Raw genomic sequence first — 24627 nt, 5'->3', positions numbered from 1 at the left:
CTTAGGCTGCGGGCTGGCGGCGCTGGTGAGCGGCCAGCCACAGCAGTGCCACTCCGGTCAGCAGCACCAGCGGCAACGAGCCCAAGTTCAGCCAGGTCCAACCACTGGTCACCACCAGCGCACCGGAAGCCAGCGAACTCAGTGCCATCACCGCAAACACGACGAAGTTGATGGTCGCTTGGGCCCGGTCTTTTTCCTCCGGGCGGTAGCTGCCCAGTGACAGGGCGGTGCTGCCCGTGAACAGGAAATTCCAGCCCACACCCAGGAAAAACAGCGCGATGGTGAACTGGTGCAGCTCCACCCCGGTGAGCGCCACCGCAATACACAGCAGGTTCAACAGCACGCCCACCCCCATGATGGTCAGCGTGCCAAAACGTTTGATCAGGTGGCCGGTAAAAAAGCCCGGCGCAAACATGCCGATCACATGCCACTCCAGCACCAACGCGGCGTCGTCAAAACCCAGGCCGCACTGTTGCATGGCCAGCGGCGTGGCTGCCATCAGCAGGTTCATCACGCCATAACCCAGCGCGGCGCTGAGTGTGGCCACCAAAAACACCGGCTGGCGCGCAATCTCCCGCAGCGGCCGGCCACGTACCGTCTGGGCCGTCGGTGGCTGGTGTGCGGGAAACTGCACAAACGCCATCAACAGCATCGCCACCAAGGCCACACCGGCCAGCACGACATAGGCACCGGCGAATGGAACGTCCAGCAGCGTGCGTGTGCGTGCAGCCAGATTCGGCCCGGCCACGGCGCCAATAAGTCCTCCGGCCAGCACCAGTGACACGGCTTTTTCGCGGAATGCGGGCAGTGCCAGTTCGGCCGCGGCAAAGCGGTAGAGCTGTCCGTTGGCGCTGTAGTAGCCCGCCACCACGGTGGCGGCCACCAGCCACCAGAACTGCTTTTCGGCTACGGCCCAGGCGCCCAGCAGGGCGGAGACCACGGCCACTGCGAGGCCGATCTGGAACGAGATGCGCCGCCCGTAGCGTGCCTGCGTCTGTGCTACCAGCGGCGTGGCGAGCGCGCCGCCCACGACATAACCCATGACCGGCAGTGTCGCCATCCAGCCATAGGGCGCCAGCGCCAGACCGACCAGGCCGTTGATGGCGATGAAGGTGACGTTGTTGGTGAGGAACAGTCCCTGGCATAGGGCCAGCAGCCAGAGGTTGCGGTTCATGGTGAGAACGCCCGGGTGGGGCGTGGTGGGTTAGGGCCTGTTCACACTATTTTTGCAAGTGCGAACGAGGTGCAAACAGCGCCAATCTAGGCGCGCGACGACGCCCAGACCGGGTGTCTGGGCTGGGAGTGCAACAACGAGTGGCGCTGTTTGCACCCCGTTCCCTTCGGGTTGCGGCCAAAAAAGCCATGCGCGGCGTTGCGAAGCCTTGCCGGGGGGATACCCCGGCTGCGTTTCGCGCCTTGCGCATGGCTTTTTTGATCCGCAACGCATCTTGCAAAAATAGTGTGAATAGGCCCTAGGGCAGCAGTGCCAGGGTGGTGAGTGCGGCCAGCGCGGCGGTTTCTGCGCGCAGCACGCGCGGGCCCAGGGACACCGGGGCAAAGCCGCTGGCCAGTGCCAGGTCTTCTTCGGCGGGGCCCAAGCCGCCTTCGGGGCCAGACAGAAACACAGCCTCGTCAGTCAACGGACGCGTGCGCAGCGCGGCGCTGCCTTCGCGCAAGGACAGCAGCAAGCGCTGCGAGTCTCCCGCTGCTGCGGGCAGGGCTTTGAGCCATTGGGCCAGTGTGAGTACCGGGTGCACCGTGGGCACGCGGTTGCCGCCGCACTGCTCGCAGGCCGAGATGGCCACGCTTTGCCAGTGCGCCACTTTTTTCTCGGCGCGTTCGCCCGAGAGGCGCAGCACACTGCGTTCGGTCATCAACGGCCGGATGCTGGCCACGCCGAGTTCGGTGGCTTTTTCGACCAGCCAGTCCATGCGGTCGTTGGCGGGCATGCCCACGGCCAGGTGCACGCGGCGGGCCGGTTCACGGGCCGTGGTGCGCGCCTCGCCCACCTGCACTTGCACATCACTGCGGCCCATGCGGGTGACGGTGGCGTCGAACTCTTCGGTGCTTTCGCCGTTGAACAGCGTGATGGCGTCGCCCGGCTGCAGGCGCAGCACCTGCACATGGCGCGCGGCGCCTGCGGGAAGCTCCAGCAGGGCGTCAGTCACCAGTGGGGTGGGGCAGTAGAAACGTGGCATGCGGCTATTTTGCTATTGAATCAGGAGCTGCTTGCGCAATATCCACGGGGGTTGGAGGCCATTTTGGCCTGTAAAACGCTTTATGAACGACCGAAAGCGAAGACATTGGGCACTTCAATGCCCTCAATCTTCTCCACCAGGCGCAGCAGGGGTTTGAGTTCGCTGTAGCGGCTGCAGGTGCTGCGGATGTAGTGGATAAAGCGCGGCGCATCGGCCAGGTACTTGGGTTTACCGTCGCGCAGCGTCAGGCGGGCAAAAATGCCGGCCACCTTGAGGTGGCGCTGCAGGCCCATCCACTCCAGGCCACGGTAAAACTCGCCAAAGTCATCGCCCACGGGCAGGCCCGCCTTGCGCGCTTTTTCCCAGTAACGGATGGTCACATCCAGGCAGAAGTCTTCGTCCCAGCTCAGAAACGCGTCGCGCATCAGGCTGGCGATGTCGTAGGTGACGGGGCCATAGACGGCGTCCTGGAAGTCCAGCACGCCCCAATACAGTGGGCCGGGCGAGGCACCTAACCCGCCGCCGGGCCGCCCCAAGGCGGGTTGCGCCCCCTCGGGGGGCAGCGAGGACACGTCAGTGCCGAGCGTGGGGGCCATCAAGTTCCGCGGCATGAAGTCGCGGTGCACGTAGACACTGGGCCAGGACAGGTTGTTCTGGATCAGCAGCGCAAAGGTATCGTCCAGCACCTTGCGCTGGGCTGCATCCAGCGTCACCTGGCGGTGTGCGGTGATGTACCACTGGGGAAACAGTTCCAGCTCGCGCTGTAGTAGCGCGTGGTCGTAGGGCGGCAGCACGCCCGGTTGGGAGGCCAGTTGCCACTGCACCAGCGTGTCCACCGCGCCCAAGTACAGGTCCAGCGGTGGGGCGCTTTGCGCCTGACCGGTGACGCTGTAGGTGGGATTCAGGTCGCCGCGGGTGTCCATGAACTGCATCATGGTCAGCGTGCCCAGGTCGGTCAGCAGCATGAAGCCATGGGGCTGGTCCCAGTCCAGTACGTCAGGGGCGCGCAGTCCGGCTTGTGTCAGTAGCTTGGCGATGTCCACAAAAGGCTGGCAGTTCTCTTTGTCAGGCGGTGCGTCCATGATGACCAGCGTGCCCTGCGGACCCTGCACCCGGAAATAGCGGCGAAAACTGGCGTCGGCCGAGGCCAGGCCCAGCGTGCTGGCGTCCAGTTGGTGGACGCTTTGTACGCGGTCAAACCAATCCCAAAACAGGGCCTGGCGTGTCGGGTCGGTCCAGAGGATTTCGGATGCTGGCAGGGCGGGGGAATTGGGCGAAGGGGCGGGGCTTGGGCTCATGGATAATCCATTCTACAAAGCCCCGCTTTTTACCGTCCCACCTTTCCGCGTTCCACCTCCTGCCTCCATGTGTTTGCCCCCGCGCGATTTGCGCGTTCTGTCCCCTAGTCCCCGGTTTGCCCTGAGCCGCATGGCCCTGTTGGTCTGTGCGGTGGGCAGTGGCCTGGCACACGCACAAGCGGTGGTGGAAGCGCTGACGGTGGAGGTGCCCTTGCAACTGCAATCCAGCGGCTTGTTGGCAGAAACCATCACACCGGCCCAGCGCGAGGCTGCGCCGGTGTTCCTGCAGGGCGACCGGATTTCGGGCCGCCCCGATCTGGAAACCGTGGTCGAGGGCGATGCGGTGTTCCGCAAGGCCGGCACCACCATACGCGCCGACCGGCTGGAGTATTACCAGCCGGATGACCAGGCCAAGGCCACCGGCAATGTGCGCATCAACCGCGCTGGCAATGTCTATGAAGGCAGCCTGCTGGAGCTCAAGGTCGAGAGTTTTGAAGGCTTTTTCAACGAGCCGAGTTACCACTTTCTGCAGAACGATGCCCATGGCGAGGCCGACCGTATCGATTTTCTGGACGAGAGCCACGCGGTGGTGCGCAACGCCACGTACACCACCTGCCGCCGCCTGCCTGGGCCGAGCTGGATGCCGGACTGGATACTGCGCGCCACGAGTATCAGCCTGGACAACGACGAAGACGTGGGCGTTGCCACCGGCGCGGTGCTGAGTTTCAAGGGTGTGCCCATCCTGCCGGTGCCGGCCATCAGCTTCCCGCTGTCGGACAAACGCAAATCCGGCGTGCTGCCGCCCACCATTGGTGTAGACAGCGTCAATGGCGCCGAACTCTCGGTGCCCTACTACTGGAATATCGCGCCCAACCGCGACGCCACACTGACACCCACCGTGATGGCCGAGCGCGGCGTCGATCTGGGCGCCGAGTTTCGATATCTTGAGCCCACGTATTCCGGCGTAGTCCGGGCCAATTACATGCCCAGTGACCGCCTGCGCGGGGCAGACCGCTGGGGCATGGCTTTTGTTCACCAGGGCATGGTGGATACCGGCATCGCGGCTGTGGGCAATGTGAGTGTGACTGCCAATCTGAATCGCGTCAGTGACGACAATTACTGGCGTGATTTCACGCGCTCCAGTGGCACGCTGACCCAACGCCTGTTGTCCAGTGACGTGACCGCGAGCTGGGGGCGTGGTCCGGTATCCGCCAGCGCACGGGTGCTGAAGTGGCAAACCTTGCAGGACCCGACCGCGCCCATCGTGCCGCCTTACGACCGCGCGCCCCAATTGACGGCACGTTATGCGAAGAGTAATGACTGGGGTGGTGTGGATTGGTCGGTGGATGGCGACTTCACCCAGTTCGAAGCCGACCGCAGCCTGACCCTGCAGCCCAACGCCCAACGCAGTCTGGCGCTGATGCAGATCAGCCGCCCTTGGCTCGGCTCTGCCGGGTTCGTCACGCCCAAAGTGCAGTTGCACGCGACGAGTTACCAGTTCGATGCCCTGTTGCCCAACGGCAGCAGCACCGCCAGCAGCGTGGTGCCAACATTCAGCCTGGACAGCGGCCTGGTGTTTGAACGCGACACCAACCTGTTTGGGCGCGGCCTGGTGCAGACGCTGGAGCCGCGCGCCTTTTATGTGAATACACCGTACCGCAACCAGAGTGGGTTGCCCAACTACGACACCGGTGCCAACGATTTCAACTTTGCCAGCATCTATACGGAAAATGCGTTTGGCGGCCACGACAAGATTTCGGACAACAACCTGTTGACGCTGGGCCTGACCACGCGTTACCTGGACGCCGAGACCGGTGGCCAGTTGGCGCGTTTTGGCATTGCCCAGCGCCTGCGTTTTGAAGACCAACTGGTCACGCTGAATTCCACCACGGCGCCGGCGCAGGCGGGTTTCAGCGATGTGCTGCTCGGTGCCTCAGTCAACGTGAATGACCACTGGGCGCTGGACTCCACGGTGCAATACAACGCCAAAACGGATCAGTCCACGCGCTCCACTGTCGGTGGACGTTACAGCCCCAGCAACTACCGCGTGGTCAACGCGGCGTACCGTTTCCAGCGCGATGTGAGCGAACAAATCGACGTGAGCTGGCAGTGGCCACTCAACGACCTTTTAGGGGACATGGGCCAAGCACTGGGCGCGGGACGCGGCCAGGGCGAGGGGCGCTACTACAGCGTGGGGCGTTTGAACTACAGCCTCAACGAGCGGCGCCTGGTGGATACCGTGTTTGGCGTCGAGTACGATGCAGGCTGCTGGCTGGGCCGGGTAGTTCTGGAGCGCGTGCAAACCAGTACCGCAACCGCGACCCAGCGCGTGATGTTCCAGATTGAATTTGTCGGCTTCACCCGGTTGGGTGTCAGCCCCCAGCAGACCTTGACGCAGAGCATCTCGCGTTACCAGAATTTGCGTGAACCCGGCGGCAGCGCCAGCCGCTTCAGCAACTACGATTGAATCCCTATGGACTTCCAAGCTCACATCCGTTCACTGGCCCTTGTCTCCTTGTCTCTGCTGGCCGGGTTTTCCGTGCACGCACAGGCACCGCAGCAGGCCGACTTTATTGTGGCGGTGGTCAACTCGGAGCCCATCACCAACAGTGAGGTGCGTTCCGAAGTGCGGCGTATCACCCTGCAACTGGAGCAGCAACGCCAGTCAGTTCCCCCCACTGAGGAGCTGCGCCGCCTGGTGCTGGAACGCATGGTCAATGACCGGATCCAATTGCGGATGGCGCGTGACACGGGTATCCGTGTGGACGACGCGGCGGTGGACCAGGCAGAGCAGAGCGTGGCACAGCAAAACCAGATCGATCTGCCAGCATTGCACCAGCGGCTGGCCAAAGATGGCGTCAGCGTTGCCACCTTCCGGGCCCAGTTGCGTGACCAGCTGACTTTGGCACGCCTGCATGAGCGGGATGTGGAAGGCCGCATCCGTATCTCCGACCAGGACGTGGAGCGTTTCCTCCAGGACCAGCAAAACAACAATGTCGACCCGTTGACGCAAGACATCAACCTGGCGCAAATCCTGATCGCCGTGCCCGAGAAGGCCACCGCAGAACAGACGGCATTGATCTTTCAACAGGCGCAGAAGGTGCTTAGCCGCATCCGCGCGGGTGAAGACTTTGGCCGCCTGGTGCAGGAGCTGTCCGCCGCGGACCGCAACAACGGCGGCCAACTGGGCTTGCGTCGCGCAGACCGCTATCCGCCGCTGTTTGTAACGGCAACCCAGCAACTGGGCGTCGGTGGGGTCTCCGAAATCGTGCGCTCCGGTGCGGGGTTTCACATTCTGCAGGTCGTCGAGAAACGGGCCCCTGCCACGGCAACTCGTTTTGTGGTGCAAAGCCGTGCGCGGCACATCTTGCTGCGTACGGATGCCAAACTTTCGCAAACGGCTGCAATCGCCCGTTTGGCGGACGTGAAGCAGCGCATTCTGGCAGGCAGCACCACCTTTCAGGCCCAGGCGCGTGCCTTGTCCCAGGATGGCAGTGCCGAGCAGGGCGGGGATCTGGGTTGGGCTAATCCGGGCATGTTTGTGCCGGAGTTTGAGGAAGTCATGAACCGCCTCAATGAGGGAGACATCAGCAACCCTGTGGTGTCGCGTTTTGGGGTGCACCTGATCCAGTTGATCGAACGCCGGCGCGTGGAACTCAACCCGCAACAGGTACGCGAATCCGTGCGTAACCAGTTGCGCCAAAGTCGGTACGAGGAAACGTATTCCACCTGGGCGCAGGAATTGCGCGCCCGCGCCTTCGTAGAGATGCGTGAGCCACCCCAATGAAAAATATGGCCCCCACGCTCCGCCGCTGCGCGGGTCGCTGCCCCCCGAGGGGGCTAATTTCCCTTGGGGCGGCCCGGCGGGAAATTGCCTTCACCTGCGTGCTGGACCACTCTTGGTCATGAAACACATCGCGCGCAAACGATTTGGCCAGCATTTTCTGTCGGACGGCGGCATCATCGATGCCATCGTGCATGAGATTGCGCCCAAGCCGGGGCAACGTATGGTGGAGATTGGGCCGGGCCTGGCCGCGCTGACACAGCCACTGGTGGAGCGCCTGGGGCACCTCACCGTGATCGAGCTGGACCGTGACTTGGCCGTGCGCCTGCGTAGCCATGGGCAACTTACTGTCATTGAATCTGATGTGCTCAAAGTGGACTTTGGCCATATCCAGTCTGCGCAACCAGCTATAGAAAATATAGCAATTACAGATGCTGCGTCACACGGTGTGGACAAGCTGCGCGTGGTCGGAAATCTGCCGTACAACATTTCGACGCCCATCCTGTTCCACCTGCTGCAGTACGTGGATGCCATTGAAGACCAGCACTTCATGCTGCAAAAGGAAGTGATAGACCGCATGGTGGCGAAACCGGCCACCTCGGACTACAGCCGTCTGAGCGTGATGCTGCAGTGGCGTTACGCCATGGAGAACGTGTTGTTCGTGCCGCCCGAAAGCTTTGATCCGCCACCCCGGGTGGACAGTGCGGTGGTGCGTATGCTGCCGCTGGCGCAGCCCCCGGCGATCGATATTGCGCTGTTCAGTGAAATGGTCCAGGTGGCCTTTAGCCAACGCCGCAAGCTGTTGCGCCATACTTTGGGCCGTTGGCTCGAAGCGCGCGGCGTTGCTGGCACGTTTGATGTGCAGCGGCGTGCCGAAGAAGTGCCCGTGCAGGAATATGTGAGTCTCGTGCAGCAGCTTTGATGTGCTGAATGCAGACGTAAAAAAGCCCACTGCGTGCAGTGGGCTTTTTTACTGAGTAGTGCCAATTTCCCACCGGGCCGCCCCAAGGGAAATTAGCCCCCTCGGGGGGCAGCGACCCGCGTAGCGGCTACATCAAGCAGCAGCCAACCAGTATCCCGCGTTAAAAGGACTGCTCATGCGCAGTGCCAGGGGCGATACGTCCAACAACTTGTCGGTAGGCATCTTCTCGCCGTTTTCGGTCATCAGGTCGATCCCGGTGACAGTATCAGCGGACGTGACCTCGCTGTTTGCCTCGTTCGCCCGTTCTGCTTGGCTGGTGGATGCAGAACGGGCTACAGAAAAGAATAGAAGCACCTGAACGGTATCTTCCGGTCTCCCCAGTAGTCGGCCGTGTCGCGGAAGATGTCGAGCAATTGCTCGCGCGCTTCCTTGTCGAATTTGGCGTTGGCAGGGATGTGCTCCAGCACGACGATGAAACCGGGCTGTGGGCCCGACTTGTGCACCGGGTCGGTCATGCTGTCATACAGCGCGTCGAAGTTCTTGCTGACGGTGGTCGGCAGCATGAACTGCTGACCAATCATGTCCAGCACGTCCTGCTTGGTTTGTGCGTTGGCCAGGTTGGCGTACAGAAAGTGGTGACCCAAACCTTGGGCGGCTTCCTGCAGATCCGGCACGCGGAAGGCGCGGATCGATTGAACGATGTTCGTTCTAACAGTTCGAAGTGGCATATCCATCCCCGATTCTCTTTCTTTAAGTACTAAATCCAATTCAGGGCACAACCTTGCGAAAACTCGCGTAGTGGTCGGCCGTGTAATAACAGGCGTCTGGCAGGGTGGAGGGGCCTCCGCACACAATGCGTTGGGCTCCCCGGTCACGTGAACCCGGTGTCTTGACGGTGTATTCGCGGTAGTAGCCCCGCTTTTGCAGGGGAAGCAGTCGCTCCCGATTACCGAATACCACGCCGTCTTTTGCGTAAGGAAAGGGACCACCCTGGTGAACCAGCTGGTATGTTTCGCGGCCTTGCGGAGGTAGTTGGCTGAGCGCCACCGTGGCACTGTCTGTTGCCAGGGCTTTGGCCTGAATTCCGTTTCCTGCCCAGGCAGAAAACAGGAAAATGCCAGTAAGCGCTAACTTGAAAATACCCCTGCGCACTTTGAAACCTCTCCCACGACTCCGGGTAAACCCCAAAAATCCAAGGAACGTAGTGTCGCGTATCCAGCCTGAAAAAGCAAGGCCCTGCCCAATATTTGGGCAGGGATTAGGGCGAATTTACAAAAGAGAGTGTGTGCTAACTGTTTGTAACAACGTTACCGTGTGGCGTTTGCATCTGCCACGGTCAATGCTGTCATATTTACAATCCGCCGCACGGTGGTGCTAGCTGTCAAAACATGCACCGGTTTGGCCGCACCCAGCAACACGGGGCCAATGGCGATATTGCCGCCAGCGGCCGTCTTGAGCAGGTTGTATGCAATGTTGGCCGCATCGATATTCGGCAGCACCAGCAGGTTGGCATCGCCGTGCAGGGTGCTGTTGGGCATCAGGGCTTTGCGGGCTGCACCGTCCAGTGCCACGTCGCCGTGCATTTCACCATCGACTTCCAGCCAGGGTGCCTGCTGCTGCAGCAGGGCCAGGGTCTGGCGCATCTTGATGGCGCTGGGTTCGTTGCTGCTTCCAAAGTTGGAGTGGGACAGCAACGCGACCTTGGGCTTGACACCAAAACGCATCATCTCTTCGGCGGCCATCACCGTAATCTCGCACAGCTCTTCGGGGTTGGGGTCGTAGTTGACGTGTGTGTCGACCAGGAACACCTGGCGGCCCGGCAACATCAGGCCGTTCATGCAGGCGTAGATCTGTACGTCTTGCGGCGTGCTCGGGCTGCCGCCTTGGCGCTTGCCGATGACCTGGTCGATGTAGTGCAGGTGCAGCGCGGTCGTGCCCCAGGTGCCACAGATCAGGCCGTCCACATCACCCTTGTGCAGCAGCATGGCGCCGATCAGCGTGAGGCGTCGGCGCATCTCGATCTTGGCAACCTGCACCGTCACGCCTTTGCGTTCAGTCATGCGGTGGTAGGTCTGCCAGAAGTCGCGGTAGCGGTGGTCCTGTTCGACGTTGACGACGTTGTAGTCCACGCCTTCTTTCAGGCGCAGGCCGAACTTCTCGATGCGCTCGGCAATCACCTTGGGACGGCCGATCAACGTGGGCAGGGCCAGGCGTTCATCGACCACGATCTGGGCGGCGCGCAGTACGCGTTCGTCTTCGCCTTCGGCATAGGCCACGCGCTTCTTGAGCGCTTTCTTGGCTGCCGTAAAGATGGGCTTCATGGTCGTGCCAGAGGCATAGACAAAACTTTGCAGCCGCTCGCGGTAGGCGTCCATGTCTGCAATCGGGCGCAACGCCACGCCGCTGTCTGCAGCGGCCTTGGCCACAGCCGGCGCAATCATCATCATCAGGCGCGGGTCAAACGGCTTGGGGATCAGGTATTCGGGGCCAAACGCCAGGTGTTCGCCCACGTACGCGGCGGCGACCACTTCGCTCTGCTCTGCCTGTGCCAATTCGGCAATGGCGTGCACCGCGGCAATCTCCATCTCCAGCGTGATGGTGGAGGCACCGGCGTCCAGCGCACCGCGGAAGATGTAGGGGAAACACAGGACGTTGTTGACCTGGTTCGGGTAGTCGGTGCGGCCGGTGGCCATGATGGCGTCGTCGCGCACCGCTTTGACTTCTTCGGGCAGGATTTCAGGCGTGGGGTTGGCCAGTGCAAAGATCAGTGGGCGTGGGGCCATGGACTTGACCATGTCCTGCTTGAGCACACCGCCGGCGGACAATCCGAGGAAGATGTCGGCGCCAACAATCACCTCGCGCAAGGTGCGCGCATCGGTTTTCTGGGCGAACTGGATCTTGTCTTCGTCCATGAGTTCGGTGCGGCCTTCGTAGACCACGCCGGCCAGATCCGTCACATAGATGTTTTCGCGCGGGATGCCCAGCTTGACCAGCAAGCCCAGGCAGGCCAGCGCCGCCGCACCGGCACCGGATGTCACCAGCTTGACGTTTTTCGGATCCTTGTTGGCCACTTTCAGGCCATTCAGAATCGCAGCGCCCACGCAGATGGCCGTGCCGTGCTGGTCGTCGTGGAACACTGGGATCTTCATGCGTTCGCGCAGCTTGCGCTCGACGTAAAAGCAGTCGGGTGCCTTGATGTCTTCGAGGTTGATGCCACCAAAGGTGGGCTCCAGCGACGCAATGATGTCGACCAGTTTGTCGAGGTCGTGTTTCTCGTCGATTTCCAGATCGAACACGTCGATGCCGGCGAATTTCTTGAACAGTACGGCCTTGCCTTCCATCACCGGCTTGGACGCCAGCGGACCAATATCACCTAGGCCCAGCACGGCCGTGCCGTTGGTGATCACCGCGACCAGGTTGCCGCGGCTGGTGTACTTGAAGGCGTTGTTCGGGTCTTTGACGATTTCTTCGCAGGGAGCAGCGACGCCGGGTGAATAGGCCAGTGCCAGATCGTGCTGGTTGACCAGTTGTTTGGTCGCCGACACGGCAATCTTGCCGGGTGTAGGGAACTCATGGTATTCCAGTGCCGCTTGGCGCAACTGCGCCTTTTTCTCAGCGGAGTTGGACACGGGGCCGTGGGGTACGGCGGAAGACTGTTCGGGCATCTTGCATCCTCTGCGGCTGCGGGCCTGCGCCAAGTTGGCTGGCCCGTAGCTCCGTTATGGGCTTTGCATTGTAGACCTCACGATCCAGCAAACTGCGTGCCAGCACCCCTACATCATGCAGAACAAGCATGACTTTATTCCAGGCTTTTCAGAGCAAGGTGAGCTTGGCCAGTTCCATGCGCCGCGCCGTGTGTTTGCCCGCGAGCACAAAGCCGCGCTGCGCGCCTTCGGGATCCAGAAAGCGCCAGACACCGTCTGCCGCGTCAGCGTCCGCCTGCCACAAACCGGCTTGCGCCGGGTGCGCGGTGGACACCACGAGCGGCAGCGCTGGCGTCTTGACCGACACCGGCATCAGCGGAAACACCAGCGGTGTGGCCGTACCCGCCAGTGTGGCGGCGAGCGCCCGGGCCGCGTTCATGATGGGCATGACATAGGGCAGCGTGCGCTGTCCGGCCGAGGCGTACTGCGCGCAGTCGCCCAGCGCGTAGACGTGCGCGGCCGAGGTTTGCAGCAAGTCATTCACCACAATGCCACGCTCGCACTGCAGGCCTGCAGCGACGGCGAGTGTGGTGTCGGCCCGCAGGCCAATGGCGCTGAGCACCGCATCGGCTTGCACCACGCTGCCGTCCGACAGGCGCACGGCCAGGCGTGTGGCGTCTGCGTCAACGGCCTGTACCGTGGCGCCAAAGTGCCAGGTCACGCCCAGTGCTGCCAGGGCCTGCTGCAACTGCAGTCCTGCGCCTTCGGGCAGCAGCAGCGCCAGTGGGCGTGTGGCTGGGTCCACCACGTGCACGGTGTGGCCAGCCTGAAGCAGGTCGTTGGCAAACTCGCAGCCGATCAGGCCGGCGCCCATGATGAGTACGGTTTTGCTATCTATTTCGGAGCTTTCCGCGCTCTCTGCATGCGGGCTCAGGGCTGAATGAAAGCTTGAAAAGTCATCCAGTGAATTGATCGACCGCACCTGGTTTGCGGCATTGCCCTGTACCGGCACGCGGATCGGCTGCGCGCCCAGTGCCAGTACCAACTGGCTATAGGCGAGCGTGGTGGAGGCGCCCGCATGGCTGAGCTGCAGTGTTTGTGCCGCAGTGTCGATGGCTTCGACGCGCGTGTGCGCCATCAGCGTGACGTTTTGCGTCTCGGCCATCTTGGCGGCCGGTGTGGTGACCAGTTGCGCGGGGCTGCGCTTCTGGCCGAAGGCGTTGGACAGCGAGGGCTTGGCGTAGAAGTCGCCGTTATCGGAGGTGACCAGCACGATGGGCGTGGTGGTGTCGAGCTTGCGGAACTCGCGCACCGTGGTCCAGCCGGCCAAACCTGCGCCGATGATGATTAGTGGGTTCACTGAAGCAATCTTTCTACGGGGAAGGGAGGCAATTCTCCACCAAGCCGCGAGGGCTTAGATTTCTACAGCCTCAAAGTCGGCCTTGGCGACGCCACAGTCCGGGCAGGCCCAGCTCTCGGGCACATCGGCCCAGCGGGTGCCGGGCGCAATGCCGTCTTCGGGGCGGCCAGTGGCTTCGTCGTACACAAAGCCACACACAATGCAGATATAGGTTTTCATGGGGAGGTTCCGATTTTAAGGGTTAAAAGTGCCTGTAGCCCGCGCAGCAATTGCGCAAGCAGCTACTGAATTAATAGCGTCTTAAGGCTTGTTCAAGTGGCCAGACGCGCCAACTGCTCTTTGTAGTGGTTGGCGTGGCGTTCTTCTACACGGGCCAGCGCGGCAAAACGCTTTTGCGCCTTTTCCAGCGTGGCTCTGAATTGCGCCGCATGTACCTTGCTCTCTTCGATCTGCTCGTCCATCTCGGCCACGGCCGCCGCGTTGCCCTCGGCTTCGGCGGTGGCGCGGAAGCCCGGGTACATCTCGGTGTATTCATAAACTTCGCCGTCGATGGCGATCTGCAGCGCCTTGGCCGGTGTCATCGTGGCCTTGGGGTAGAGCAGATCCAGATGGCCAAAGGCGTGCATGACTTCCTGGTCCGCGGTTTCTTCAAAGGTGCGGGCCGTCGCCTCGTCGCCCATCTCGCGCGCCAGCTTGGCGAAGTAGCGGTACTTGATGTGCGCCATGGACTCGCCCGCGAAAGCGGCTTCGAGGTTGGCAAAGGTCTTGATCTCAGGGCGTTGCAGTGTGGTCATGGTCATCTCCAGTGCGGTGGGTTACTTGTCTGGTAGGGTTTGTCTATCAGCACTGGATGAATGGTAGTTCTTGGCTGATTATTTGGCCAATCGCTTATTGCTAAGTCATTGATAGGAACTATTGAGAGGTGTGCGAACAGTTTCCGGTTGAACTTGCCGATGGAACGAGGCTATCCGCCCGGCGAAGCCTGATGGGATTGGCGAACCAGTGCGTCGATAACCCGGCGCGCCCTGGCCGGGCCCGCATCCACGTGAATGCCCAGCTGCGTGCGTCCTGGGAAGCGGCGCTGGTTCTGCCATTGCGCATCAATGATGACCCGGTCTTCCTCGAATGTCATCGCCGTCTGGTCCACCACCAGTTGCGTGACGTCCTGTTTGTCCGGATGCGGGTTGGTGGCGATGGTCCAGAAATAGTGCGATGTGTGGTCCGTCTCCGGCGTCACGCCATGGAATCCACGCATGTGGAAGCCCTCGCGGTCCGGAGCCCGTATGTCGCCACTGCCAGCGTCCATGCCGCCCGTCCAGATCAGCAGATGGGACACCTGAAACTCCACTTCCTGCCATCGGTCAATCCGGCCTTTGAAGGGCCAGGCCGCGGCATAGGTGGGCGGCGGCTCGGAGTCCGGCATCAGCCGCACGACACGCACCACATCGTCCACGGCGGTCACCTTGAGCTCGGCATTCATGTGCAAGCCCGGATTGCCACCAATGGTTTTCAGGTGCACATAACCCAGATGGCTGAGGTCCAGCAGGTTGTCATGCACCAACTGGTACGGTGCGTCGTAGTGAACGCTGTTGCCACCGAATTTGTACTTCGGATCGTTGTGCACGGCGTAGTGCGGAGGGTCTTCTGTCGGGGTGGACTCCGGCGTGCTGCCGATCCAGACCCAGAGAATCTGGTCCTGCTCGCGCAGCGGATAGGCGGGGACACGCGCCTTGGTGGGGATGTGCTCCTGGCCTGGAATCTCGATGCAGACCCCAGCGCAGTCGTACAGCAGGCCATGGTAGCCACAGCGCAGCCCACGCGCTTCGACCGAGCCACACGACAGGGGCAGGTCCTTATGGCAACAGCGGTCTTCCAGTGCAGACACGGTGCCGTCGGGTGTGCGGAACAGCACCATGGCGCGGTTGAGAAACGTGCGCGCCAGGGGCTTGTCCGTCAACTCCCAGGTGAAACCGGCCACCCACCAGCGGTTGAGCGGGAACGGGGCGATGGCCGACAGCGGCGCGGCTGCGCTCAAGATTGCATTCATTGCGCGGTGTTCCTTCAGTTGGCGCGGGCGGTGTCTTTGACGGCCTTGTTGACGTCAATTTCCACATTCCATAACTGGCCGTTTTTGCGTTCGACGCGGCGGATGTACACATCCTGCACGATGTCGCGTGTTTGTGCGTCAATCAGCACGGGGCCACGCGGGCTTTCAAATATCTGTCCCTTCATCGCAGCCACCAGAGCCTCGCCACCGCCTTTGCCCTTCGTGGTCTCCAGCGCCTTGTAGATCACGCGCATGCCGTCGTAACCGCCCACCGCCATGAAGTTGGGCCGCATGCCCTTGTTGGCCGCGTTGAAGGCCTCCACAAACTTCTTGTTCACCGGGGAGTCATGTGCCGCCGAGTAATGGAACGACGTCACGGTACCCAGCGCCACATCGCCCATCTCGTTGAGCAGGTCGTCGTCGGTCACGCCACCATCGCCAATCAGCTTGATGCCGGTCTTGTCCAGGCCGCGTTCCGCAAATTGTTTCATCAGTGCTGTGGCGGGCCCCGACGGAACGAAGACAAACAGGGCGTCGGGAGAAAGGTCGCGCACCTTCTGGAGAAACGGCGCGAAGTCAGGCGCGCGCATCGGTACGCGCAGCTCGCCCACCACCTGGCCGCCATTGAGCAGCACACGTTCCTTGAAATTCTTTTCCGCGTCGATACCTGGGCCGTAGTCGGATACCAGCGTGACGAACTTCTTGAGCTTGTTTTTGTTCGCCCACTCGGCCATGGTCACGGCCGTTTGTGGCAGCGTATAGCTGGTGCGCACAAAGTACGGCGACGTGCCCACAATGCTGGAGGTCGCCGCCGCCATGATCACTGCGGGAGTCTTGGACTGTGTGGCAATGGACCCCACCGACAGTGCGGCGGGCGTAATGCCAAACCCGGCCAGTACCGCAACCTTGTCATTGACGACAAGCTCCTGCGCAAGGCGTTTGGTCTGGTCAGGAATACCCGCATCGTCTTTGAGAATCACCTCCACCTTGCGTCCTGCCACGGTGCTGCCGTTCTGCGCCATGTACAGCTTGACGGCGGCGTTGATCTGAACACCTGTCGATGCAAATGGCCCTGTCATTGGCAGGATCAGCCCGATGCGGAAGGGCTCTGCTTGCGCCATGGCGGTCAAAGGCACGGCAAAGGCTGCGCAGACAAGGCTGGAAAGAAGGAGTCGTTTGTTCATGGTGGCTTAATGTTCAGTATGCTGAAGATTAAATGGTATCCGCCAGAAGCGGGCGCCGCAAGCTGTGGTTTCTAGGTGATTACCCTGGAACAAGATGGCCGTCTGCGTCGAGCGGCGGTTGTGCCCGGAGACAATCACCTCTCTCCAAAGACACGCAATCAAAACCGCTATGCCCCCAAAACGCCGGCCCCCGGAGGCCCCGCTCGCCGAGACACCAGACGCAGTGTCCATGGACCTTTTCGATCAACCAGGCCACTTGCTGCGCAGGGCCAACCAGATTGCGGCAGGCATCTTCAATGATCTGGTGGGTCCAGAAATCACGCCCATCCAGTACGCGATCCTGCGCATGGTGTATGAAAAGCCGGGCATCGACCAGGTCGGTCTCGCGCGGAGCATTGCGCTGGACACGTCGACCACCGCGCTGGCCGCGGCCCGGTTGGCCACCAAGGGGCTCATCCAGCGGACAGTGGCCGATGCCGATCGGCGCCAGCTGCAGCTGACGCTGACGGCACAAGGCGAAACACTGTTGTCCAGCCTGGTGAGTGGCGTACACCAGATGCGCGAAAAACTGCTCGATGCACTGGACCCGGCAGAGCAGGAAGTGTTCATGTCTTTGCTAAGAAAATTTGTCCATATCCAGAACGACCAAAGCCGAGCTCCCATGCGGGCCCACGGCAGTCTGGCCCCAGCTGCCAAACCCCGCAAATCGCGCGCCGTGTAACGATCCGTCTTCAGTTTGCAGCAAACCATGTCCGAACAGTCTTCACCACCCACCGCCCTGTATCCCGCCATCGAACCCTACCGCAGCGGCACGCTGCCGGTGGACGATATCCACACCCTGTATTGGGAAGAGTGTGGCAATCCGCAGGGCGTGCCGGTGCTGTTTTTGCACGGCGGCCCGGGCGCTGGTCTTTCGCCCAAACACCGCCAATTTTTTGACCCGGCCCACTACCGCATCGTGCTGTTTGACCAACGTGGCGCGGGGCAGTCCACACCGCTGGGCGAGGTGCGCAACAACACGCTGCCGCTGTTGATTGAAGACATTGAACGCATCCGCGCCATGCTGGGCATTGCGCAATGGCTGGTGTTTGGCGGCTCCTGGGGCTCCACGCTGTCGCTGGCCTATGGCCAAGCGCACCCCGAGCGCTGCACGGGGTTTGTGCTGCGCGGCATCTTCCTGTGTACCCCGGCAGAGATCGACTGGTTCCTGAACGGCATCCGCTGGTTCTTCCCCGAAGAGCATGCGCGCTTTGTCGCACCGGTGCCCGAGGCCGAACGCGGTGACTTGCTGGCCGGTTACCGGCGCCAGTTGTTCAGCGACGACCCGGCGCACAACCTGCACGCCGCGCGCACCTGGGGCCGTTACGAAGGCAGCACCATCCATCTGATCCCCGACCCGCAGGTGGAAGAGCAGTTTGCCAGTGCCGCTGTGGGGCTGGGCGTGGGCCGACTTGAAGCGCACTACTTCCACCACGGTGCATTTCTCTCGGAAGACCAGTTGGTGCGCAATGTGGACCGCATCCGCCATCTGCCAGCCGTCATCGTGCAGGGCCGCTACGACATGCTGTGCCCGCCGCTCTCCGCCTGGCGCCTGCACCAGGCCTGGCCCGAGGCGACCTTCACCATGATTCCCGATGCGGGGCATGGCGCGTTTGAGCCGGGCATTACGTCGGCGCTGGTAGCCGCGACGAATCGCTTCAGGGATGAAGGGACGCTTTAACCAGCGCAGAACATACTTCCCGTTCGGGCTGAGCTTGTCGAAGCCATCAGCGAAACCTTGATGTGCAAGGGCTGCGTTTCGACAAGCTCAACGCGAACGGATTCATTCAGCGTTTCCTCAAGCCTGCGGCCCGAGGAAGCGGCGCTCCCAGGCGCTGATCTCGTGCAGGTAGCTGTCGTACTCCACGGTCTTGGCCGCGCAGAAGCCGGTCACAAATACATCGCCCAGCAGCTTGCGTGCCGATGCACTGTTTGCCATCTGCGAATGCGCAGGCAAAAAGCTGCGCGGCAGCGTGTGGCCCAGGTCGCTGCTATTCACGGTGATGGGCAACGCCGCGGTGGGCGCCAGTGTCTCATCCATCCCGGCCAGGCCTGCGGCCAGGGAGGCGGCGATGGCGAGATACGGATTGGCATCTGCGCCCGCAATGCGGTTCTCCACGCGGCGGGCGGCAGGCCCGCTCACCGGAATGCGCAGGCCGGTCGTGCGGTTGTCGTAGCCCCACTGCAGGTTCACCGGTGCCTGGCTGTTGGAGACGTAGCGCCGATACGAATTCACATACGGCGCAAAGATCAGCATCATGTCCGGCACATAGGCCTGCAGCCCGGCGATGAAGTGGCCAAAGGCGGCGCTCTCGCTGCCGTCTGCATTGCTGAAGATATTGCGCCCGGCGGCATCCACCACGCTCTGGTGCAAATGCATGGAGCTACCCTGGTCGCCCGCAATCGGCTTGGCCATGAACATGGCGTTGAGGCCATGCTGGATGGCAATTTCTTTGGCTGCGTACTTGAACAGAAAGGCCTGGTCGGCGACGGCCACCGGGTCGCCGTGCAGCAGGTTGATCTCGTACTGGCTGGCGCCCACCTCGTGGATCCAGGTGTCGGCTTGCACACCCAAACCATCGAGCGCGCTGCGCAGCGCGTCCCAGAACGGCGCCAGCTCGTTGAGCATGTTCATGCTGAAAGCCGACTGGCCCACTTCGGCGCGGCCGTTGCGCGCGGCGGGCGCACGCAGGGGCTGGCTGGCGTCGGTGTTTGGCGCGGTCAGGTAGAACTCGATCTCAGGCGCCACCACGGGCGTAAGGCCCTGTGCGGTGTATCGCGCCACCACGGTTTTGAGCAATGAGCGCGCCGCAAACGCGCAGGGCTGGCCGTCCAGCTCCACACAGTCGTGGATCGCAAACGCGCGTGGCACGCTGGACCACGGCGACAGTTTCAAGGTGCTGTAGTCCGGCACCAGGCGCACATCGGGGTCGGAGTCGGGAAAGATGGGGTCGTAGGAGTAGTCACCCGTGACGCACTGCATCGGTATGGCCTGCGCAATGCGCAGCTCGTTGCCTGCGGCAAAACTGGTCGCCGGCATGAGTTTGCCGCGCGGGTAACCCGCCATGTCGGGGAAGATGCACTCGACATCGCGGATGCCGTGTTGGGTGAAGAAGGCCTGGAGTTCGCCGGAGCGGGGGTGTGTCATAGGGAGCGCATACTGTCTGGGAGGGCGTCGAAATTGTAGGCCAAACAGGCCTGTAGCCAGCATGTATAGTGCGCAAGCAGCTATCAAAAAAAGAGCAAATTCGCGCACCGTCGCAACCAAGGCGTTTTGCCAATACCATGCGCCCCACGTTTCAGGGCGCGATTTTCAACTGGAGCACACCATGACCTGGACCCTGCAGCAGGTGCCGACCCAAAGCGGCCGCGTCGCCATCGTGACCGGCGCCAACATTGGCCTGGGTTTTGAAGTGGCGCTGGCGCTGGCGGCGAAGAACTGCAGCGTGGTCATGGCCTGCCGCAACCGAGACAAGGCCGAGGCGGCCAAGGCGCGCATTCTGGCGCGCCACCCCGGCGCTACGCTGGAATGCATGGCGCTGGATCTGGCCAGCCTGAGGTCGGTGCACGCTTTTGCCGCTGCGTTTGGCAAACGCTTTGAGCGCCTGGACCTGCTCATCAACAACGCTGGCATCATGATGCCGCCCTATGCGCTCAGCGAAGACGGCTTTGAGAGCCAGCTCGCGGCCAACTACCTGGGCCACTTCGCGCTGACCGGCCTGCTGCTGCCGCGTATCGTCCAGACGCCCCACTCTCGTATCGTGTCGCTCAGCAGCCTGGCACACCATTGGGGCGATATCCAGTTTGACGACCCACAGTCTGCCCGGGGCTACGACAAACGCCGCGCCTACGGCCAAAGCAAGCTGGCCTGCTTGATGTTTGCCTACGAGCTGCAGCGCCGCCTGGCGCGCGCTGGGCATGGCACGTTATCGGTGGCGGCGCACCCCGGCGTCTCTGCCACCAACCTGTTCCAGCACCTGCCTGTCATGTTGCATCCGTTCGCACCGCTGGTCGGGCTGGTCTTCAACACGGCTGCTGGCGGCGCCCTGCCCGTGTTGTATGCGGCATTGGGCGATGACATCGAAGGCGGCGATTACTGCGGCCCTCAGTCGTTCCGCCAGATGCGCGGCGCGCCCGTCAAGGTCGGCTCCAACCGCCGCTCGCGGGACGTGGCAGCGGCGGCCCGTTTGTGGAATTTGTCACAAGACCTGACCGGTGTGCGCTTTCTGGAGGAATGAGGTGCCCCCAAGCCTTGGCAGGACTGCGTTATGCGCTATGCTTTTTGCATAACGGTTCCCTGCCGTTGATGAGGACCCTCATGCATCTGGCCCCCTGGAAAAGCGCAATGCCTGCGCTGCGGATGGCGCTGTGCGCGCTGGCACTGCCGTCTGCAGTGTGGGCGGGTGACTGCGTCAAGACCGTGCGCTGGTACGACGATGCACCCTATGCCTTCAAGGGGGTAGATGGGGAAGTGCAGGGCTTCTCCTCGGACCTGATCCGGGAGGCGCTGGTGCGCATGGGCTGCACGACACGGTTTGTCGAAATGCCCTGGGCCCGTGCACTGGTGGAGCTGGAGGCCGGGCGCCTGGACATCCTGCCCGGTGCGCTGAAGACGCCCGAGCGCGAGCGTTTTGCCTACTTCTCGCGCCCTATCAACCGCTCGCCCAATGTCCTGTTTGTCAGCAAGGCCGCGGCCGAGAAATACCGCCTCAAGAACCTGACCGACATGGTGGGCACCGACTTTCGGCTGGGCGCCCAAATTGGCGTGGCCTACGGCCCGGAATATGTGGCCCTGCAAAGCAATCCTGCCTTCGTGGAGCGCTTGGTGCCTATCACCCAGCGCCGCAGTGCCTGGAAGATGGTGGAGGCCGGGCGCCTGGACGGCATGATTGCCGACGAGGTGACCGGTCTGGTGGAGCTGCAGCAACTGGGCATCAGCCAGAGCGTGGTCAAAACCAAAGTCATTGTCTCCAGCGAATCTGCCATGGTGGCGCTGAGCCGCCAGTCCCTCACGCGTGGTTTTGTCGACGCGCTGGACCGCAGTCTCAATGGCATGCTGGCCGACGGCCGTTACAAACAACTGTGGGAGCACTACATGCCGTGCCCCGCCGCAGCCGAAGGCCTGGGCTGCCGCTAGGGCGCAGGCCTTCGCGCTTTAGCGCATCGACAGGCGGTATTTTTTGGCCAGGCGCTCCAGTGCACCGGTGTGCATCAGATGGGCCAGGGCCTTGTTGATTTCCGTCAGGCTGGCGCGGGACTTGGGCGACACCGCGCACTGTGTGGGTACCGAGGTGAAGATTGCCTTGGACGTTTCAAATTGCCCACGCTCCTGCGGATGGTCGTAAAAATAACCCTCGATTTCCGCCTCGGACGTCACCAGCATGTCGCTGGCCCCCAGCGCGACGGACTTGAACTGGAATTCCACCTTGCTGTCATCGACCCGTGTCGCCTGGCCTGCTTCGAACAGCGGCTGCAACGGGGGGTAACCATAACCGTGCTGCGTGGAAATGCGCTTGCCCATCACATCCTGGGGCAGGTCCTCAGGCATCGGCGCGCCCTTGCGCACCACGATGCGTTCGATCTGCGGCAGCGTCGCAATGGTCCAGCCGAACTGCGCGTGTTGTTCGGTCCAGCCCGGGCTGTGGTAACACACCAGATCCACATCACCGCGCAGCAGGGACGGCTCAATCCGTCGCCGGGAAAGCGGCACCGTCTGCAATTGCCGCCCCAGCTCTTTTGCCAGCAAAGCACCCATGTCCGTGAGCAGCCCGCCATTCAAGCGCCCCTGCGGGTCCCGCGTGTTGAGCGGGTACCCCATGGACTCGAACACGCCATAGCGCAGCGACGCCTGGGCCTGCGCAGGGCCGGGCAGCGCCAATACGCCTGCCAGCACCACAAGGGCCGCTGCCCAGGGGCGTGTCAAAACGATGAAAGACATGGTCAAAGTGGAGTCCCGTTCAGGCCCGCATCAAGGCTTCAATCGCGTCGGCGTCCACCGGTACGCCGCGGCTCATAAGCTCGCAGCCGGTGGCGGTGACCAGCGCGTCGTCTTCGATGCGGATGCCGATGTTGTGGAACTGCTCGGCCACGCCGGGTGCCGGGCGCACATAGATGCCGGGCTCGATGGTCAGCACCATGCCGGGCTGCAGGATGCGCGCCGGGCGGCTGATCAGCGTCTGGCCGGTCAGCGCGTCGCGGCGTTCGCTGGTGTTGCCAATCTCGCTGGGCTCGGTGTAGGCGCCGCAGTCGTGCACGTCCATGCCCAGCCAGTGGCCGGTGCGGTGCATGTAGAACTGGAAGTAGGCGCGGCTCGCTATCACATCGTCCACCGTGCCCACGGTGTTTTTATCGAGCAGGCCGACATCGAGCATGCCCTGCGCCAGCACCCGCACCGTGGCATCGTGCGGGTCGGTAAAACGCGCGCCGGGTTTGGTCGCGGCCACGGCGGCGTTCTGGCTGGCCAGCACCAGGTCGTACAGCGTGCGTTGCGGGCCGGTGAACTTGCCATTGGCGGGGAAGGTGCGGGTGATGTCGCTGGCGTAACCGTCCAGTTCACATCCCGCGTCAATCAGCACCAACTCGCCGTCGCGCACGGGCGCCGCGTCGGCGCGGTAGTGCAGTACGCAGGCGTTCGCCCCGGCGGCCACGATGCTGCCGTAGGCCGGGTACTGCGAGCCCTGGCGGCGGAATTCGTGCAGCAGCTCGGCGTCCAGGTGGTACTCGCGCACCTCCTGGCCCGCACGCAGCATGCGCGCGCTCAGCTGCATGGCGCGGATATGCGCCTCTGCGCTGATCTGCGCGGCGCGGCGCATGGTGTCTTGTTCGTAGGCGTCCTTGATCAGGCGCATCTCGTCCAGCGGGCCGCACAGGTCGCGCACCTGTTCCGGCACCAGCGTGCCGTAACGCACCCGCACGCGCAGGCTGTTCAGCCAGCCGTCCACCCGTGTCTCCAGCCCTTTGTGCGTGGCAAACGGGTACCAGACCGCATCACAGCCATCCAGCAGGCCGGGCAGGTGTTCGTCCAGCGCGTCCACGGAATAGGCCGCGTCCACGCCCAGCGTGGCCGGTGCCGCGTCGGGGCCCACGCGGATGCCGTCCCAGATTTCGCGTTCCAGGTCTTTGGGCTGGCAAAACAGCGTGGTCTTGCCATCACCGGTGATGACCAGCCAGGCCTTGGGTTCGGCGAAGCCGCTGAGGTAATAAAAGTAGCTGTCGGCGCGGAACAGGAAGTCGGTGTCGCGGTTGCGTTGCTGTTCGGGCGCGGTGGGCAGGATGGCAATGCCCTTGGGGCCCAGTTGGGCGGCCAGCGCAGCGCGGCGCTGTTGGTACATGGATGCGTTCATGGGGGAATTGTCCGGGATTTGGGCGCTGGGGGTGGATGTGTGGGTTCAGGCGTTGAGCTGGGCCAGCCGCTCGGGCGTACCCACGTCGGTCCAGCGGCCCGTGTACATCGCTGCGCTCACACGGCCCTGGTCCATGGCCGCACGCAACAGCGGCGCCAGCGCAGCCTTGACGCCATCGGGGTTGCCGGCGGGAATGTCACACCAGGGCGCCGCAAACAGCGCCTTGCGGTACAGGCCGATGGTGCTGTAGGTGAAGCGGGGCTGGGCACTGTCCTTGGGGGAATTCAGCGCCAGGCCTTCGGCGGACAGTCCAAAGTCTCCGCCCGGGTTGTGCGCCGGGTTAGGCACCAGCCACAGGTGGGCCAGCGCGTCGCTGGCCTGGAATTGCGCCACGGCGTCGGGCGCGAATACAAAGTCGGGCGCATACACATCACCGGCCAGCACCCAGAACACGTCGTCCAGCAGGGGCAGCGCGCGCGCAATGCCGCCGGCGGTCTCCAGCGCGTCGCCAAAGTCGCGGCCTTCGTGGGAGTAGGCAATCGGCAGCGGTGCAATTCGCTCATATTTTGATAGCTGCTTGCGCACATCCAATGCGGGCTGCAGGCTAAATTGATGCCCAAACCGGGCTTCGATCTGCTCGCCCAGCCAGGCCGTGTTAATGACCAGCCGCGAGCCTGCGCCCTGCGCCAGCGCTTCCATGGGCCACTGCATCAGCGGTTTGCCGCGCACGTCCAGCAGCGGTTTGGGCGTGTGGTCGGTCAGCGGGCGCATGCGTTCGCCGCGGCCGGCGGCCAGCAGCATGGCGGGG

At 62.7% G+C, this 24627-nt stretch carries 22 protein-coding genes; 7 read left to right on the top strand and 15 right to left on the bottom strand.

Annotated features, from left to right (window positions below; genetic code table 11):
• Nucleotide 1 precedes the first annotated feature (1 nt).
• The 3 genes from RS694_RS20035 to RS694_RS20025 all read right to left on the bottom strand — a co-directional run bounded on the left by RS694_RS20035 (nt 2) and on the right by RS694_RS20025 (nt 3496).
• Nucleotides 2-1174, bottom strand: a complete 1173-nt coding sequence (locus RS694_RS20035; protein WP_029708274.1) for an MFS transporter — start codon at nt 1172-1174, stop codon at nt 2-4.
• 298 nt (nt 1175-1472) lie between these two features.
• Nucleotides 1473-2198, bottom strand: coding sequence for a 16S rRNA (uracil(1498)-N(3))-methyltransferase (locus tag RS694_RS20030; RefSeq protein ID WP_029708273.1), 726 nt, complete (start codon nt 2196-2198; stop codon nt 1473-1475).
• An 80-nt stretch (nt 2199-2278) separates the two neighbouring features.
• Nucleotides 2279-3496 carry an aminoglycoside phosphotransferase family protein gene (locus RS694_RS20025; RefSeq protein WP_029708272.1) on the bottom strand — a complete coding sequence of 406 codons (1218 nt, stop codon included), beginning with the start codon at nt 3494-3496 and terminating at the stop codon, nt 2279-2281.
• A gap of 130 nt (nt 3497-3626) precedes the next feature.
• On the opposite strand from RS694_RS20025, the gene RS694_RS20020 reads away from it, so the two are divergent.
• The 3 genes from RS694_RS20020 (at nt 3627) to rsmA (ending at nt 8202) form a co-directional block, all read left to right on the top strand.
• The gene (locus RS694_RS20020) at nt 3627-5963 is read left to right on the top strand and encodes an LPS-assembly protein LptD (RefSeq protein ID WP_241464061.1); all 2337 of its coding nucleotides are present in this window, start codon (nt 3627-3629) and stop codon (nt 5961-5963) included.
• Between the two features lie 6 nt (nt 5964-5969).
• The gene (locus tag RS694_RS20015) at nt 5970-7283 is read left to right on the top strand and encodes a peptidylprolyl isomerase (RefSeq protein WP_029708270.1); all 1314 of its coding nucleotides are present in this window, start codon (nt 5970-5972) and stop codon (nt 7281-7283) included.
• 118 nt (nt 7284-7401) lie between these two features.
• A complete protein-coding gene (gene rsmA / locus RS694_RS20010) occupies nt 7402-8202 on the top strand; it encodes a 16S rRNA (adenine(1518)-N(6)/adenine(1519)-N(6))-dimethyltransferase RsmA (protein WP_029708269.1) in 801 nt (266 codons plus the stop codon).
• 332 nt (nt 8203-8534) lie between these two features.
• On the opposite strand, the gene RS694_RS20005 is transcribed toward rsmA, so the two are convergent.
• From RS694_RS20005 to RS694_RS19970, 8 genes are all read right to left on the bottom strand, one after another.
• A complete protein-coding gene (locus tag RS694_RS20005; RefSeq protein ID WP_029708268.1) occupies nt 8535-8936 on the bottom strand; it encodes a barstar family protein in 402 nt (133 codons plus the stop codon).
• A gap of 34 nt (nt 8937-8970) precedes the next feature.
• Entirely contained in the window at nt 8971-9312 is a 342-nt protein-coding gene (locus tag RS694_RS20000; RefSeq protein ID WP_241464071.1) for a guanyl-specific ribonuclease, read from the bottom strand.
• Between the two features lie 197 nt (nt 9313-9509).
• Nucleotides 9510-11867, bottom strand: a complete 2358-nt coding sequence (locus RS694_RS19995; RefSeq protein WP_029708267.1) for an NADP-dependent malic enzyme — start codon at nt 11865-11867, stop codon at nt 9510-9512.
• A 148-nt stretch (nt 11868-12015) separates the two neighbouring features.
• Nucleotides 12016-13206 carry an FAD-dependent oxidoreductase gene (locus RS694_RS19990; protein WP_037247530.1) on the bottom strand — a complete coding sequence of 397 codons (1191 nt, stop codon included), beginning with the start codon at nt 13204-13206 and terminating at the stop codon, nt 12016-12018.
• A 54-nt stretch (nt 13207-13260) separates the two neighbouring features.
• Nucleotides 13261-13425, bottom strand: coding sequence for a rubredoxin (locus RS694_RS19985; RefSeq protein ID WP_029708265.1), 165 nt, complete (start codon nt 13423-13425; stop codon nt 13261-13263).
• A gap of 92 nt (nt 13426-13517) precedes the next feature.
• Nucleotides 13518-14000, bottom strand: coding sequence for a rubrerythrin family protein (locus tag RS694_RS19980; RefSeq protein WP_029708264.1), 483 nt, complete (start codon nt 13998-14000; stop codon nt 13518-13520).
• A 170-nt stretch (nt 14001-14170) separates the two neighbouring features.
• Nucleotides 14171-15253, bottom strand: coding sequence for an aromatic ring-hydroxylating oxygenase subunit alpha (locus RS694_RS19975; RefSeq protein ID WP_029708263.1), 1083 nt, complete (start codon nt 15251-15253; stop codon nt 14171-14173).
• A 14-nt stretch (nt 15254-15267) separates the two neighbouring features.
• On the bottom strand, nt 15268-16437 hold the full coding sequence (locus RS694_RS19970; RefSeq protein ID WP_029708262.1) for an ABC transporter substrate-binding protein: 1170 nt from the start codon (nt 16435-16437) through the stop codon (nt 15268-15270).
• Nucleotides 16438-16666: 229 nt separating this feature from the next.
• On the opposite strand from RS694_RS19970, the gene RS694_RS19965 reads away from it, so the two are divergent.
• Nucleotides 16667-17158, top strand: a complete 492-nt coding sequence (locus RS694_RS19965) for a MarR family winged helix-turn-helix transcriptional regulator (protein WP_338050598.1) — start codon at nt 16667-16669, stop codon at nt 17156-17158.
• Nucleotides 17159-17185: 27 nt separating this feature from the next.
• Nucleotides 17186-18157 (top strand): prolyl aminopeptidase, encoded by a 972-nt coding sequence (gene pip / locus RS694_RS19960; protein ID WP_029708260.1) that lies wholly within the window; start codon nt 17186-17188, stop codon nt 18155-18157.
• A 117-nt stretch (nt 18158-18274) separates the two neighbouring features.
• Here pip and RS694_RS19955 read toward each other — a convergent pair whose 3' ends face one another.
• A complete protein-coding gene (locus RS694_RS19955) occupies nt 18275-19624 on the bottom strand; it encodes a glutamine synthetase family protein (RefSeq protein ID WP_029708259.1) in 1350 nt (449 codons plus the stop codon).
• Nucleotides 19625-19805: 181 nt separating this feature from the next.
• Between RS694_RS19955 and RS694_RS19950 the strand changes: the two genes are divergently transcribed.
• Both RS694_RS19950 and RS694_RS19945 read left to right on the top strand, forming a co-directional pair.
• A complete protein-coding gene (locus RS694_RS19950) occupies nt 19806-20714 on the top strand; it encodes an oxidoreductase (protein ID WP_029708258.1) in 909 nt (302 codons plus the stop codon).
• Between the two features lie 80 nt (nt 20715-20794).
• Nucleotides 20795-21613, top strand: a complete 819-nt coding sequence (locus RS694_RS19945; RefSeq protein ID WP_161631569.1) for a substrate-binding periplasmic protein — start codon at nt 20795-20797, stop codon at nt 21611-21613.
• Nucleotides 21614-21631: 18 nt separating this feature from the next.
• On the opposite strand, the gene RS694_RS19940 is transcribed toward RS694_RS19945, so the two are convergent.
• Genes RS694_RS19940 through RS694_RS19930 form a run of 3 tightly spaced genes read right to left on the bottom strand, consistent with a single transcriptional unit; the run spans nt 21632 to nt 24620 of the window.
• Nucleotides 21632-22414 (bottom strand): substrate-binding periplasmic protein, encoded by a 783-nt coding sequence (locus RS694_RS19940; protein ID WP_029708256.1) that lies wholly within the window; start codon nt 22412-22414, stop codon nt 21632-21634.
• A gap of 19 nt (nt 22415-22433) precedes the next feature.
• Entirely contained in the window at nt 22434-23819 is a 1386-nt protein-coding gene (locus RS694_RS19935) for an aminopeptidase P N-terminal domain-containing protein (RefSeq protein ID WP_029708255.1), read from the bottom strand.
• A 45-nt stretch (nt 23820-23864) separates the two neighbouring features.
• The gene (locus RS694_RS19930; RefSeq protein WP_051391948.1) at nt 23865-24620 is read right to left on the bottom strand and encodes a nucleotidyltransferase family protein; all 756 of its coding nucleotides are present in this window, start codon (nt 24618-24620) and stop codon (nt 23865-23867) included.
• Nucleotides 24621-24627 lie beyond the last annotated feature (7 nt).

The organism is Rhodoferax saidenbachensis (assembly GCF_001955715.1).
Lineage (GTDB): Bacteria > Pseudomonadota > Gammaproteobacteria > Burkholderiales > Burkholderiaceae_C > Allorhodoferax > Allorhodoferax saidenbachensis.
This window is presented reverse-complemented; position numbering and strand designations above follow the sequence as displayed.

Bases quoted from the DNA above. Each gene is read 5' to 3' on its own strand.
- RS694_RS19980 (WP_029708264.1), bottom strand. From the start codon at position 14,000: ATGACCACACTGCAACGCCCTGAGATCAAGACCTTTGCCAACCTCGAA.
- RS694_RS19935 (WP_029708255.1), bottom strand. From the start codon at position 23,819: ATGAACGCATCCATGTACCAACAGCGCCGCGCTGCGCTGGCCGCCCAA.
- RS694_RS20005 (WP_029708268.1), bottom strand. From the start codon at position 8,936: ATGGATATGCCACTTCGAACTGTTAGAACGAACATCGTTCAATCGATC.
- RS694_RS19930 (WP_051391948.1), bottom strand. From the start codon at position 24,620: ATGCTGCTGGCCGCCGGCCGCGGCGAACGCATGCGCCCGCTGACCGAC.
- RS694_RS19940 (WP_029708256.1), bottom strand. From the start codon at position 22,414: ATGTCTTTCATCGTTTTGACACGCCCCTGGGCAGCGGCCCTTGTGGTG.
- RS694_RS20015 (WP_029708270.1), top strand. From the start codon at position 5,970: ATGGACTTCCAAGCTCACATCCGTTCACTGGCCCTTGTCTCCTTGTCT.
- RS694_RS20035 (WP_029708274.1), bottom strand. From the start codon at position 1,174: ATGAACCGCAACCTCTGGCTGCTGGCCCTATGCCAGGGACTGTTCCTC.
- RS694_RS20025 (WP_029708272.1), bottom strand. From the start codon at position 3,496: ATGAGCCCAAGCCCCGCCCCTTCGCCCAATTCCCCCGCCCTGCCAGCA.
- pip (WP_029708260.1), top strand. From the start codon at position 17,186: ATGTCCGAACAGTCTTCACCACCCACCGCCCTGTATCCCGCCATCGAA.
- RS694_RS19955 (WP_029708259.1), bottom strand. From the start codon at position 19,624: ATGACACACCCCCGCTCCGGCGAACTCCAGGCCTTCTTCACCCAACAC.
- RS694_RS20020 (WP_241464061.1), top strand. From the start codon at position 3,627: ATGGCCCTGTTGGTCTGTGCGGTGGGCAGTGGCCTGGCACACGCACAA.
- RS694_RS19975 (WP_029708263.1), bottom strand. From the start codon at position 15,253: ATGAATGCAATCTTGAGCGCAGCCGCGCCGCTGTCGGCCATCGCCCCG.
- RS694_RS19985 (WP_029708265.1), bottom strand. From the start codon at position 13,425: ATGAAAACCTATATCTGCATTGTGTGTGGCTTTGTGTACGACGAAGCC.
- RS694_RS19995 (WP_029708267.1), bottom strand. From the start codon at position 11,867: ATGCCCGAACAGTCTTCCGCCGTACCCCACGGCCCCGTGTCCAACTCC.
- rsmA (WP_029708269.1), top strand. From the start codon at position 7,402: ATGAAACACATCGCGCGCAAACGATTTGGCCAGCATTTTCTGTCGGAC.
- RS694_RS19945 (WP_161631569.1), top strand. From the start codon at position 20,795: ATGCATCTGGCCCCCTGGAAAAGCGCAATGCCTGCGCTGCGGATGGCG.
- RS694_RS20030 (WP_029708273.1), bottom strand. From the start codon at position 2,198: ATGCCACGTTTCTACTGCCCCACCCCACTGGTGACTGACGCCCTGCTG.
- RS694_RS19965 (WP_338050598.1), top strand. From the start codon at position 16,667: ATGGACCTTTTCGATCAACCAGGCCACTTGCTGCGCAGGGCCAACCAG.
- RS694_RS19950 (WP_029708258.1), top strand. From the start codon at position 19,806: ATGACCTGGACCCTGCAGCAGGTGCCGACCCAAAGCGGCCGCGTCGCC.
- RS694_RS19970 (WP_029708262.1), bottom strand. From the start codon at position 16,437: ATGAACAAACGACTCCTTCTTTCCAGCCTTGTCTGCGCAGCCTTTGCC.